General features: G+C 66.9%; 11 protein-coding genes and 1 pseudogene. 4 read left to right on the plus strand and 8 right to left on the minus strand.

All coding sequences use genetic code 11. The annotated features are described in order from the left end of the window. Window positions 1-15: 15 nt before the first annotated feature. Both GV832_RS18605 and GV832_RS18610 read right to left on the minus strand, forming a co-directional pair. Window positions 16-1,851 (minus strand): sigma-54-dependent Fis family transcriptional regulator, encoded by a 1,836-nt coding sequence (locus GV832_RS18605; protein WP_168776390.1) that lies wholly within the window; start codon window positions 1,849-1,851, stop codon window positions 16-18. 220 nt (window positions 1,852-2,071) lie between these two features. After that, a complete protein-coding gene (locus tag GV832_RS18610) occupies window positions 2,072-2,587 on the minus strand; it encodes a flavin reductase family protein (protein WP_168776391.1) in 516 nt (171 codons plus the stop codon). Between the two features lie 196 nt (window positions 2,588-2,783). Here GV832_RS18610 and GV832_RS18615 point away from each other — a divergent pair, with 196 nt between their 5' ends. Continuing rightward, complete coding sequence (locus GV832_RS18615) at window positions 2,784-4,820, plus strand: 3-hydroxyacyl-CoA dehydrogenase NAD-binding domain-containing protein (protein ID WP_168776392.1); 2,037 nt, start codon at window positions 2,784-2,786, stop codon at window positions 4,818-4,820. A gap of 7 nt (window positions 4,821-4,827) precedes the next feature. Next, complete coding sequence (gene pcaF, locus GV832_RS18620) at window positions 4,828-6,033, plus strand: 3-oxoadipyl-CoA thiolase (protein WP_168776393.1); 1,206 nt, start codon at window positions 4,828-4,830, stop codon at window positions 6,031-6,033. Window positions 6,034-6,223: 190 nt separating this feature from the next. Here pcaF and GV832_RS18625 read toward each other — a convergent pair whose 3' ends face one another. Beyond that, window positions 6,224-7,288 (minus strand): zinc-binding dehydrogenase, encoded by a 1,065-nt coding sequence (locus GV832_RS18625; protein ID WP_168776394.1) that lies wholly within the window; start codon window positions 7,286-7,288, stop codon window positions 6,224-6,226. 187 nt (window positions 7,289-7,475) lie between these two features. On the opposite strand from GV832_RS18625, the gene GV832_RS18630 reads away from it, so the two are divergent. After that, window positions 7,476-8,636, plus strand: coding sequence for an acyl-CoA dehydrogenase family protein (locus GV832_RS18630; protein WP_168776395.1), 1,161 nt, complete (start codon window positions 7,476-7,478; stop codon window positions 8,634-8,636). Between the two features lie 51 nt (window positions 8,637-8,687). Continuing rightward, complete coding sequence (locus GV832_RS18635; RefSeq protein WP_168776396.1) at window positions 8,688-9,287, plus strand: hypothetical protein; 600 nt, start codon at window positions 8,688-8,690, stop codon at window positions 9,285-9,287. On the opposite strand, the gene ribA is transcribed toward GV832_RS18635, so the two are convergent. From ribA to GV832_RS18660, 5 genes and pseudogenes are all read right to left on the minus strand, one after another. Continuing rightward, a complete protein-coding gene (ribA, locus tag GV832_RS18640; protein ID WP_227754529.1) occupies window positions 9,284-10,297 on the minus strand; it encodes a GTP cyclohydrolase II in 1,014 nt (337 codons plus the stop codon). The two genes, GV832_RS18635 and ribA, sit on opposite strands and share 4 nt — an antisense overlap. A gap of 2 nt (window positions 10,298-10,299) precedes the next feature. Further along, window positions 10,300-10,905, minus strand: a complete 606-nt coding sequence (locus GV832_RS18645; RefSeq protein ID WP_168776398.1) for a riboflavin synthase — start codon at window positions 10,903-10,905, stop codon at window positions 10,300-10,302. Window positions 10,906-10,917: 12 nt separating this feature from the next. After that, a complete protein-coding gene (ribD, locus tag GV832_RS18650; protein ID WP_354001987.1) occupies window positions 10,918-11,880 on the minus strand; it encodes a bifunctional diaminohydroxyphosphoribosylaminopyrimidine deaminase/5-amino-6-(5-phosphoribosylamino)uracil reductase RibD in 963 nt (320 codons plus the stop codon). After that, complete coding sequence (locus GV832_RS18655) at window positions 11,877-12,803, minus strand: FAD-binding protein (RefSeq protein WP_168776399.1); 927 nt, start codon at window positions 12,801-12,803, stop codon at window positions 11,877-11,879. Before GV832_RS18655 ends, ribD begins: the two co-directional genes overlap by 4 nt. After that, window positions 12,803-12,984 (minus strand): annotated as a pseudogene (locus tag GV832_RS18660) (electron transfer flavoprotein subunit beta/FixA family protein); the annotation flags it as partial. The pseudogene GV832_RS18660 and the gene GV832_RS18655, both read right to left, overlap by 1 nt.

A 12,984-nucleotide genomic window follows, 5' to 3' on the forward strand; every position in this document is an offset into this window, starting at 1 on the left:
GCCCGGGACACCGCCTCAGGCCTCGCCGCGGGCCTTCTGGATCTGGATCTTGCGATACAGCGTCGCGCGCGAGACACCCAGGTACCGCGCCGTCAGCGAAACATTCCCACCGTTGTAGCGCAGCGCCGCCTCGATCTTGGAGGCCTCGGACTGCGAGCGCGCCGTCAGGTCCTTGCCCGCGATCTTGGCCACGATGGTTTCGGGCAGATGTTGCAGCCCGACGCGGCGGTCTTCGGCAAGCGCCACGGCATGGCGCAGGCAATTGCGCAGCTCGCGCAGGTTGCCGGGCCAGTGATAATGGCTGAGCATCCGCAGCGCATCCTCGTCCAGGACGGCGCCGGGCTTTCCCAGGGCCTCGCGCTCCATGGCGAAGAGGTCCTGGATCGTGGCTTCAAGGTCCGGCACCGAGCGCAAGTTGGCCAGCGTGACCTGCCCGCCGTTCAACCGCTGCATCAGGTCGGGACGCAGACGGTTTTCGGCCACCAGCTGATCCAGATCTTTGGTCGAAATTCCGATCAGCCCGACCAGGTTGCTCCCCGACTGCCGGTCGCTTTCCAAGGCCGCCAGAAGCGCGGTCTGGAAGGGCTCGTCCATCTCGTCGATCCGGTCGACCACAAGACAGGATTTCTGCCCGACATGCAAACGCTGGATCAGCAGGTCCAGCTCGGCCCGCCGATCCGGGGCCGCGCAGTCGATGTAAACGATGTCCAGGGGGTCGACCTGCGCCACGGCCTTGGCGAAGGCGGTCTTGCCGACCCCGGTCTCGCCGGTGACCACCACGGGCAGGCCGACCGACAAGAGCCGCCTGGCCCGGTCCAAAGCCTGCGACAGGATCGGGTTGATCCGCAGGGCCTCTTCGGCAAGCGGAGCCGGGCGCCGTGTCGCGGCAACCACCCGAGGCAGGACGCGGCGCGGCGCTTCGGGCAAGGACAGGACCGCCTGAAGGCTGCGGCCGCGATAGGTCAGCGAAATGGGCGTATCGGGGCGAATCTCGGAAAGCGCGCGGTCCATCTCGAAGAGCTCTTCGGCCGATTGGCCAGCCAGGTCGTCCAGCGATTGCCCCAGCAATTGCGAGGTGAAGGAGGCCCCGTCCAGAATGCGCCCGTGATCATCCAGCGCCAGGCGGCCCTCGTCGGCCAGATCGGTGATGGCGCCGTCATCCACGATGCGCAGCATCAGGTTGCGACGGTTGAGTCTGCCGAAATAACCGTTCTCGATCCGCCGGGCCGAGCGCGTGACGATGTTTTGCACCATGCGATTGACCCGGGCATCGGCGTGGCGCGCTGTTGTGACGTTGATGACGCTCTCGATCGCCCCCCCGCGCCCGAGGACCGGAGCAGTCAGGCAGGTCAGCCGCATGATGGCCGCGCCGTAATGCTGGGTGCCCGCGATGATGACCGGCTTGCCCACCCGCAGGCAGGTGCCCACGCCATTGGTGCCCTGCTGATCCTCAGACCAGACCGAGCCGGGGATCACGCCCGACCCGGCCAGCTCGCCCAGGTATTGGTAATCACAGCGGAAAAGCACCATGGCCCCTTCGGTCGTGGCCAGGGAGACCAGGTATTCGCTGTCGACCAACTGGCGGAACAGCCGTTCGACCTCGGGTTCCGCGATGCGCATGAACTCTTCGCGCTCTTCCATCCGCAGGCGGATTTCCGAATGGCTAAGCACCGAGGCGCGCGGCACGGCATCGGGCAGCAGGTTGTAATCGGTCAGGCAGCGCTTCCAGGACTGCTCGACCAGGTCGGGCAGGCGCGCCTCATCCGACCCGCGCGCGCGCAGGATCGAGGCGATTTCCTTTGTGACAATATCGGTATTCGCGCGAGCCCCATGGGCTTCTGTCTCCCACATCCTGTCCCTCCCAAGACGATGATGTGCCGAGCCTTGTTTCTTGCAAGACTGACGCAGGCCTTGCGCCTTTCGGTCCGGTCTTTCGCGCCTTGGGCCCCCTCAAGCCCTTGGCGCCCGGTTTCCGTGACGCAGCCCCCAGCCTAGCAGGACCGCGACTTGCGGCCATGTTGAACTTGCAACGACGGGGCGTCTCACCCTGTCTCGGATGAGACAGGGTGTCTCAGGCCCTTGCGACCGAGGCGCGCTTGCCGTTCAGCCACAGGATCGGCGCCGGGGTCTGGGCGGCGACCTCGGGCAGGATGACTTCAGTGACCTTGCCGAAAAAGACGGTATGGGTCCCGAATTCATGAGCATCGGCCACGGTGCAGACATGGGCGCAGAGCGCGCTCTTCAGGATCGGGCCTGCGCCGTCCGTCCAATCCTCGGGCGAGAAGCGCTGGTCGCGCAGGTCGCTGCGCGAGAACCGCTCCAAAAGGCCGACATGGGTCTCGTCCATCAGGTTCAGCGTGAAGCCCCCGGTCCGCGTAATGACCGGATGGATCGAGGCCGTGCGGTTGACGGCCACCATCATCGAGGGCGGCTCCATCGACAGCGATCCGGCCGAGGTCACGGCCATGCCATGCCAGGTGCCGGCCTCGTCCCGGGCCGTGACCAGCGAGACCGAGGCGGCGACCAGGCGCATGCTGGCCCGAAAGGCCTCTGCCATGGGTTTGGCGACCATTTCTTGTGACGACATCTGGACGGTCCTCCCCGTTCGCGACTTGCTGGCGGGCCGTCCGGGCGCCGCCGTTTGGACCACTATTCCCGGCGCCCCGTTCGGCTTGGAAGTGGACAAGATGCGGCAGGGATGGATGTCGTCGCGTCTCATGTTTGACAGTTGCCGCCAAGACGATGGCACCCCAGACAGGACCCCAAAAGCCGGAGGACTGAACATGCCCGTCACCTATGAACGTCTTGAAGAGGCGGCCCTTGTCACTTTCGACAACCCGCCCTTGAACGTCTTCGGCCAAGAGATGCGGGCAGGTCTGCAAGCGGCCATCGCCCGGGCGCGGGAGGAGCGGCCCGCGCGGCTGATCCTGACCGGTGCGGGGCGGGCTTTCGTGGCGGGCGCCGATGCCAAGGAGTTCGACGGCCCCCCGCTTGCGCCGCATCTGAACGACGTTCTGGCGGAATTGGTCGCCCTGCCCTTCCCGATTCTGGCCGCGATTTCGGGCCCGGCGCTTGGCGGCGGGCTCGAGATTGCGCTCGCCTGCCGCTATCGCATCGCTTCGCCCGGCGCGACCCTGGGTCAGCCCGAGGTGACCCTGGGTCTGGTGCCCGGCGCCGGGGCCACCCAGCGCCTGCCGCGTCTGGTCGGCATGGCCGCGGCGGTGGACCTGATCGGCCAGGGTGGCGCGATCCCGGCCGCCAAGGCGCTGGCCTTTGGTCTTGTCGATGAACTGGCCGATGACCCCCTGGCCGCCGCGCTTGCGGTCCCGGCCGAGGTGCTGCGTCGGGCGATTGCCGCCGATCACCGCCCGGCTCCGGCCCCGGATGAGGCCGCCGTCACCGCTGCCCATGCCCAGGCCAACCGCCGCGCCCCGGGGCAAGAGGCGCCGCACCTGGCCATCGACCTGACGGCCTCTGCCGCCACCGAGCCGATGGAAACCGCGCTCTTGCGCGAAAGGGCGACCTTCATCGCGCGCAGGCAGTCGGACCAGGCCCGGGCGCTGCGCCATGTCTTCTTTGCCGAACGCGCCGCCCCCGCCCGAGGCCGTGCTTACCCGGCGCCCGTGAAACTGCAGGCGGTCCTCGTCGTGGGCGGTGGCACGATGGGCGCGGGCATCGCCTATGCGCTTTTGCTCGCGGGTCTGACCGTCCATGTCATCGAGACCGATGCGGCAGGCGTAACCCGGGCCGAAGCCAACCTGGACAAGCTGATCACCCAAGGGATCGAGCGCGGGTCGATCACCGACCCGGCCTTCCGCACTCGCCTGACGCTGGGGGCGGGCTACACCGACCTGCCGCAAGCCGACCTGGCCATCGAGGCGGCCTTTGAAAGCCTGGAGGTCAAGCAGGCGATCTTTGCCGCCCTGCAAGCGGCCCTGCCGCCCGAGACCATCCTGGCCACCAACACCTCTTACCTGGACGTGAATCTCCTGGCCCAGGGCATCACGGACCCCGGCCGCTTCATCGGCCTGCATTTCTTCGCCCCCGCCCATATCATGAAACTCTTGGAGATCGTGCAGGGCGCCAAGACCTCGGACGCCGCGATGGGCATGGCCTTTGCGCTCGCCAAAAGGCTGGGCAAGATCCCGGTCGTGGCGGGGGTCTGCGACGGGTTCATTGGCAACCGGATCCTGGCGCGCTATCGCAAGGCCTGCGACCTGGTGATGCTGGAAAGCTCTTGCCCCAAGGGGATCGACGCGGCCCTGCGCGGCTTTGGCATGGCGATGGGGCCCTATGAGGCGCAGGACCTTTCGGGTCTGGATATCGCCTATGCCAACCGCAAGCGGCAGGGGCGCAGCGGGCGCTATGTCACCATCGCCGACACCTTGGTCGAGGATATGAAACGCCTTGGCCGCAAGACCAACGCGGGCTGGTATGATTACGTCGACGGCAAGCCGGTGGAGTCCGATGCGGTGACGCATGTGATCTACCGGGCCGCCGATGAGGCTGGGATTAACCGCACCACCCTGCCCGCCGAGGATATCGCCGACCGCGCCCTTCTGGCGATGATCATGGAGGCGATCCTGATCCTGCAGGAGGGCATCGCCGCCCGGCCCTCGGACATCGACCTGGTGATGGTGCATGGCTACGGCTTCCCGCGCTGGCGCGGCGGGCTGATGCATCATGCCGATGTGATTACGCCGCCGGCTCTCTTGGCCCGGCTGGAGACCCTGGCCTTGGAGGACCCGCTGTCCTGGGCCGTCCCCGACCTCTTGCGCCGCCTCGTGGGCGAGGCACGCCCCTTCAACAGCCTGAATTGAGGACGCCATGCGCCACGTTTTCCTGTGTGACTATATTCGCACGCCCATCGGTCGCCATGGCGGCGCCCTGTCGAAATTGCGCCCCGATGACCTGGCGGCCCTGCCCCTGGCCGAACTCATGCGCCGCAACCCTGGCATGGACCCCAAGGCCATCGAGGAAGTCTGGCTGGGATGCGCCAACCAGGCGGGCGAGGACAACCGAAACGTCGCCCGCATGGGCTCGCTTCTTGCCGGACTGCCGGAGACGGTGCCGGGTGTCACGGTGAACCGTCTGTGCGGCTCGGGGATGGAGGCGGTGATCTCGGCCCTGCGCGCGATCAAGTCGGGCGAGATGGAGCTGGCCATCGCAGGCGGCGTCGAAAGCATGAGCCGCGCACCCTTTGTGTTGTTGAAATCCGAAACCGCCTTTTCGCGCAACGTGGCCATGGAAGACACGACCATCGGCTGGCGCTTCATCAACCCCCTGATGCAAAAGGCCTATGGCACGGATTCCATGCCAGAGACCGCGCAGAACCTGGCCGATGAGATGAAGATTTCGCGCGAGGCGCAGGACGCCTTTGCCGTCGCTTCGCAGCAGAAGGCCGGTGTGGCGATGTCCTCGGGCCGCTTTGCGCGGGAGATCCTGCCCGTGTCGGTGCCGGCGGGCAAGGGCAAGGTGACCGAGGTCACCCAGGACGAACACCCCCGCCCCGAGACCTCCCTGGCCGACCTGGCCCGGCTGCGGCCGATCACAAGGCCGGACGGCTCGGTGACGGCGGGCAATGCGTCCGGCGTGAATGACGGGGCGGCGGGGCTGATCCTGGCCTCGGAGGCGGCGGTGGCGCGCCATGGTCTGCGGCCGATTGCCCGCGTGGTGGCCGGGGCCTCGGCCGGTGTGGCGCCGCGCATCATGGGCTATGGCCCGGTGCCTGCCGTGCAAAAGCTTTTGGCCCAGCAGGGGCTGACCACCGCCGACATCGACCTCTTCGAGTTGAACGAGGCCTTTGCCGCCCAGGTCCTCGCCTGTCTGCAAGGTCTGGGGATTGCGGCTGATGACCCCCGCGTGAACCCCAATGGCGGGGCCATCGCTTTGGGTCACCCGCTTGGCATGTCGGGCGCCCGCATCACCGGCAGCGCGGCGCTGGAGCTGGCCCAAGGCACCGCGCGGCGCGCCGTGGTCTCGATGTGCGTGGGCGTCGGCCAGGGCGTCGCGCTGCTCCTGGAACGGGTCTGAATTCGGGCCAAACTCATTCGGGTTTGGGGCCTCCCCGCCCCTGACCCTTCACTCGCCCGCAGTCGCAAGGCTGCGGGTTTTTTCGTGGCCCACCCCATCTAAGCAAAAAGCCAGGGCACCGAAATGCCCTGGCTCTCTGGTCCGGCGGCGGCTGACGGGAGTTTCAGACGCCGCCCATGACGCTCGGGGATTACTTCCCGAGGTCGATCAGGATCTTCAGCTGGGTGCCGGCCGGATCCAGAAGCGCGTCGAAGCCCTCCTTGATCGCGCTGTCCAGCGTCACGGTCTTGGTCACGACCTTGCGGGCCGGGATCTGGCCCGAAGCGATGAGGCGCATCACGCGCGGCCACATCTGGGCGGTATAGGCCCAGGAACCGCGGATATCGATGTCCTTGTAGACCACGTTGAACCAGTTGATCGGCGCCTCACCGGCATGCAGGCCGATCTGCACCACGGTGCCGCGCTTGCGCACCGCATCGACGCAGGCCTGAAGCGCCAGGGTGTTGCCCACGCATTCCAGCGCGACGTCACAGCCCACGTTGCCCTCGGTCGCAGCCCGGATCACGTCGCCGACGTTCTGCTCACGCGGGTTGATGGTGACCACGTCGGGGATGATCCCCTTGGCGATGGCCAGACGCGTGCCATTGGGATCCGAGACGAAAAGCTGCGTGGCCCCCGCCGCACGGGCAGCCAGAAGGGTCAGGAGGCCGATGGGGCCCGCCCCGGTGACCAGCACGGAATCACCCGCCTTCACCCCGGCGCGTTCCACGCCATAGACGGCCACGGCGGTCGGCTCGACCAGGGCCGCATCCTCGTCCGTCAGATTGTCCGGCACCTTGTAGACGCAATAGCCCTTGAGCAGGCTCTGTTGCGCCATGCCACCGCCGATCCAGGAGAGGCCCGCGATTTGCAGATTGTCCGACAGGTTGAAATGCCCACGGTCGGTGAAATAGTCGCCCCCGCGCGGCGTCATGAAGGGCTGGACCGAGACCCGGTCGCCGACCTTCACATGGGAGACCTTCTTGCCCACCTTGGTGACGACGCCACCATATTCATGGCCCAGAACCTGGGAGACCGCCGCGCCCGAGGCATCCTTGGGGACGAAGATCGGCCCATAGGCATATTCGTGCAAATCCGTGCCGCAGATGCCGACGAAGCGGTTCTGGATCACCACCTCGTCATCTGCGGGCTCGGCCGGTTGCGCAATGTCTTCGACCCGCAGGTCCTTGGCGGCGTGAAAACGCAAAGCTTTCATTCGGGTATCCTCCCCCATTGATCTCTCCGGCGCCGGGGCGCCTTGGGGGAAGTAGAGGCGCGGGGGCGGTCCTGGACAACTGTCTCTTCTGCGACAGCGGCGGGCAAGGGGCATGGAGCAATCGTTCAATGGGCGGGCCGCCGGGGGGCTGGTAAGCGAGAGCAAACCCGAAGTCAGGAGGCCGACCATGAGCCTGGATGCCGAAACCCTTGCGCAGTTCCTTGAAACGCTCGACCGCTTTGTCAAGGAACGGCTGATCCCGAACGAGGCCAAGGTCGCCGATGACGACGCGATCCCGGCCGAACTGGTGCAAGAGATCCGCGACATGGGCCTTTTCGGCCTGTCGATCCCGGAGGAATACGGCGGCATCGGGTTGACCATGTATGAAGAGGTCCAGGCCGCCTTCGTCCTGGGCCAGACCTCTCCGGCCTTCCGGTCGCTGGTGGGCACCAACAATGGGATCGGGTCGCAAGGCATCATCATCGACGGCACGGCGGAACAAAAGGCCACCTATCTGCCGCGCCTGGCGACCGGGGAGCTCATCGCCTCCTTTGCCCTGACCGAGCCCGAGGCGGGGTCGGATGCCGGGTCGCTGCGGACCTCGGCGCGCAAGGAGGGCGACCATTACATCTTGAACGGCACCAAGCGTTACATCACCAACGCGCCGCGCGCCGGGCTGTTTACCGTCTTTGCCCGCACCGATGCGACCTCCAAGACCTCGGCCGGGGTCACGGCCTTTTTGGTCGAGGCGGGGACGCCGGGGCTTTCGCTGGGGCCCATCGACCGCAAGATGGGTCAAAAGGGGTCCCATACCTGCGATGTGATCCTGGAGGACGTGCGGGTCCCCGCCTCCGCCATCATCGGCGGCCCGGCGCGTGAGGGGCTGGGCTTCAAGACCGCGATGAAGGTCCTGGACCGCGGCCGCCTGCATATCTCGGCCGTCTGCACCGGGGCGGCCGAGCGTCTGATCCGCGACAGCCTGTCCTATGCGATGGACCGCAAGCAATTCGGCGAGCCGATTGCCGAAAAGCAGTTGATCCAGGCCATGCTGGCCGACAGCCGCACCGAGGCCTTCGCCGCGCGCTGCATGATTGAGGAAACCGCACGCCGCAAGGATGCCGGGCGCAATGTCTCGACCGAGGCGGCCTCGTGCAAGATGTATGCCTCCGAGATGGTGGGCCGCGTGGCCGACCGCGCGGTGCAGATCCATGGCGGGGCGGGCTATATCGCGGATTACGGGATCGAAAGGTTCTACCGCGACGTCAGGCTCTTCCGAATCTATGAGGGCACGACCCAGATCCAGCAGATCGTCATTGCCAAGGGCATGATGAAAGAGGCCCAGGGCTGAGGCTTGCCCCCCGGACGGGATTGCGCCACCCTGCGCCCGAGGAGACCCGCCATGATCCATTCCCTGCAAGACATCCCGCAAGGCGCACGCGCCAACAAGGTCGAAGTGTCACCCACCCCGCAAGGCCTGCGCATCGTTCTGGATCAGGCCTCGCGGGCCGGGCAATTCGGGGTCGACTTCGTCGACAAGCCCTCGTTTCTGCTCTTGCCCGAAGTGATGGAGAACGGCGTGATCGAAGTCGATCTGCGCGGCAGCCTTTTGCCCGATGCGCCCGATTATGCGCGTGGTTTCATCGGGCTGGCCTATCGGGTTCAGGAGGACCTTTCGGCCTATGAATCGGTCTATCTGCGCCCGACCAATGGCAGCGCCCCCCCGCCCCGCGACACCAGGGCTGTGCAGTATTACGCCTATCCCGACTATCCCTTCGACGTGCTGCGTGAGACCGAACCCGGTCTCCACGAGGCCGCAGCCCCCGTCGCCCCCGACCGCTGGATGCGGTTCCGCCTGGCCTTTGACGGATGGGATTACACCGCCCATGTCGATGGCGTGCAGGTGCTGGCGGGCAAGGGCAAGGTGCCCCCCCGCCCCGGCCGCATCGGGCTTTGGGTCGATATCGGCACCGAGGGCTTTTTCGCCAACCTCAGCGCCTAAAGCTCCCAGGCCAGGCCAAGCGGCGAATGGGCGATGGTCGTGACGCGGAAATGCCTGCGCAGCGAGCCCATGCCCGGCATGGGTTCGGGCAGGGGCAGGGCATGGCCGAATTTCTGCGCCTTGGTCTCAAGATACTTGGCGTTGAAAGGGTTGGGCGGCATGACAAGGGGCTCGACCTTGGTGACCGTGATCCCGTGACGTTGCAGGCTCGCGGCCTTTTCGGGATTGTTGCTGAGAAGCCGGACCGCCTCATGGCCAAGCGCTCGCAGCATCTGCGCGGCCTGGGCAAAGTCGCGGGCATCGTCGGGCAGACCAAGGGCGCGGTTGGCCTCGACCGTGTCCAGCCCCTGGTCTTGCAGCGCATAGGCCCGCATCTTGTTGGCCAAGCCGATCCCGCGCCCCTCATGGCCGCGCATATAGACCAGGATGCCGCCCTCGGTCTGGGCCAGGCGGCGCATGCTTTCGTGCAACTGCGGCCCGCAGTCGCAGCGCAGCGACCCGAAGGCATCCCCCGTCAGACATTCGGAATGGACCCGCACCAGGGGCGCACCCTTGGCCTGTCCGGGAGAGACCAGGGCCAGATGCTCGACCCCGTCCAGGCGGCTGAGGAAGGAATGCGCGCGAAACGGCCGGTCGGCAAAGGCCGTGGGCAGATCGGCGACGGCGACATAATCCAGCATGGTCTCGGTCCGCAGGCGGTGCTGGATCACATCCACCACGCTGACCAGGGGCAGGCCCTGCGCCCGGGCAAAGGCCGGGGCATCGGGCGCGGCAAGGGCGCGCATCACCGCCTGCGGAGCCAGTCCGGCCAGGCGCATCAGATCGACAGCCGCCTCGGCGGGCGCCTCGTGGTCAAGGACGCCCCCGGTGCTGACCGGCTCGGCCGCGCCCGGGTGCCGGGTCTCTCCAACCCCGTGCCTGGCCAGCAGGTCCGAGGCATCGGCGGCCACCAGCTGCGCCCCCCCGTGATCGGCCAGAACGACGACCCCGCCACGGCGCAGATGTTCCAAGGCTAAAGCAACGGCTTGCATAGGCGCTCCACATATTTGGCGAGGACATCGCATTCGACGTTCAGAAGGTCGCCCACGTGCCGGGTCTGCAAGTTGGTATGGGACCAAGTGTGCGGGATGATGGTCAGACGCACAACACATTCGCCCGAGGGCTGATCCTCGACCGCGTTCAGCGTCAGGCTGATGCCATCCAGTGTTATCGAGCCCTTTTCGACGCAATACCGCGCGATCTGGTGCGGCAGGGTCAGCGCGATGCGGTAGGCACCGGCCTCGGGGGTGATGCTGTCCAGCCGGCCCAGCCCATCGACGTGGCCCTGCACGATATGGCCCGAGAGCCGGGTCGACATCGACACCGCGCGTTCCAGGTTCACCACCTGGCCCGCCCGCAGGCTGCCAAGGTTGGTGCGCTCCAGCGTCTCGCGGCTGGCGTAGAACTGCGCCAGGCCCGAGGCGTCGAAGGTGACGACCGTCAGGCAGATGCCATTGACCGCGATGCTTTCGCCAAGAGTCAGGTCGGGGAACCCGGTTTCCAGGTCAAGCACAAGGCTGCCTTCAGCCAGGGTCACGGCCTTGATGCGCCCCAAAGTCTCGATGATGCCAGAGAACATGGCTTGGTCCTTTCAGTCCTGACGGAGGGTCGTTGTGATCGTGTCGGGCGGCCCTTTGCGGATCAGGACCCATTCGTCCCAGAGGCCGCTTTGGCGGATGGTTTCGGTGACAAGCGGGCCCGCCTCGACGAGGACTTCGTTGCAGCCCCTGGCCGCCAGATCGTGCAGGGCCTGGTTCAGGTCCCGGGCCAGGAAGGGGCGAAAGCCGCGTTGACGGGCGGCCTCCAGGTAGGCTTCGCCCACCCTTCCCCGGCGGTCCAGGATGCAAAGCCAGCGAGACTTGGCCTTGATATCGGGAACATGGCGGACGGTGAATTCCGGCGCATCGGCCAGGACGGTGCCCGAGCCGGTGAGGATCGCATCCGCCCGCCGCCGCAAGCGATGGGCCAGGGTCAGCGCCTCGGGCCCGGTGAAGGTCTTTTGGCCCGGCGGAGGGATCATGCTGCCCTGGGGGTCAAGCGCCTGTTTCACGGTGACGAAGGGGCGACCGCGCAGGATGCGGGTGGCAAAGGGCGCCAGAAGCCGCGTCGCGCGGGTCTGCAAGGCTTCGCGGTTGGGATGGTCAAGCTGCGACAGATCCCCGACCGCCAGCCCCGCCTGAGCGAGGGTCTCCGCCCCGCCCGAGGCCGTGGGATTGGGATCGGCAACCGCATACCAGACCTCGCGCGCCGGGGTTGTCAGGATGGCCGCCGAGCAGGGCCCGGTGCGGCCCTGGTGGTTACAGGGCTCCAGCGTGACGACCACCGTATGGATGCGCGGGGTCAGCCCCGCCTCGCGCGCCATCTGGATCGCGCGGGCCTCGGCATGGGGCTGGCCCGCGCCTTGGTGGGCGGCTGCGGTCAGCACCTGGCCTTGCGCATCCAAAAGCACGCAACCCACCGCTGGATTGGGCGCGGTTGCGCCCTCTTGCTCGGCGGCAAGGTCCAAGGCCAGGCGAAAGGCCTCGGCGATCACTGGGGTCTGACGCGGGGTCACAGCTTTGCATTCAACTCCGGCACAGCGGTAAACAGGTCCGCGACGAGGCCGTAATCGGCGACCTGGAAGATCGGGGCCTCTTCGTCCTTGTTGATCGCCACGATGACCTTGGAGTCCTTCATCCCGGCCAGGTGCTGAATGGCGCCCGAGATGCCGCAAGCGACATAGAGGTTCGGCGCCACGACCTTGCCGGTCTGACCCACCTGCCAGTCGTTCGGCGCATAGCCCGAATCGACCGCCGCGCGCGAGGCGCCAACGGCGGCGCCCAGCTTGTCGGCCAGCGTCTCGATGATGGCGAAGCTCTCCTTCGAGCCCACGCCACGGCCACCCGAGACGACCACCTTGGCAGAGGTCAGCTCCGGACGGTCCGAGGCCGCCACGCGGTCCTCGACCCAGGCGGAAAGCCCCGCCTCGCCCGGACCGGCCAGCTTCTCGATGGCCGCCGCGCCGCCCGCGCCCGCAGCCGCGAAGGCCGCGGTGCGGATGGAAAACACCTTCTTCGCATCCGAGGACTTCACGGTCTGGATCGCGTTGCCGGCATAGATCGGACGCTCGAAGGTCTCGGCGTCGATGACCGCCGTCACATCCGACATGACCATCACGTCCAAGAGGGCCGCCACGCGGGGCAGGACGTTCTTGTTGAAGGCGGTGGCCGCCCCGGTGATGTGGGAATACCCACCCGCCAAGGAGACCACCAGGGCAGCGGTCGATTCCGCCATGCCGTGGCAATAGGCGTGATCCTCGGCGAAGATCACCTTGGAGACGCCTTGCAGCGTCGCAGCCTCCGCCGCAGCCGCGTCACCGCCGAGGCCTGCGACCAGCACATGAACCTCACCAAGGCCCGCAACGGCGGTCAGCGCCTTGCCGACCTGGTCGGTGGCGAGGTGGCCGTCATTCACGTCAGCAATCAGAAGAACGGCCATCACAGGACCCCCGCTTCGTCTTTGAGTTTCGCGATCAGCTCATCCACCGAGCCCACCTTGACGCCCGCCTTGCGGCCCGCAGGCTCGACGGTCTTGATCACGGTCAGACGCGGCGAGACATCCACGCCGTAATCGGCCGGGGTCTTGGCGGCGAGCGGCTTGGCCTTGGCCTTCATGATAT

The organism is Stagnihabitans tardus, assembly GCF_009925085.1.
Taxonomy (GTDB): Bacteria; Pseudomonadota; Alphaproteobacteria; order Rhodobacterales; family Rhodobacteraceae; genus Stagnihabitans; species Stagnihabitans tardus.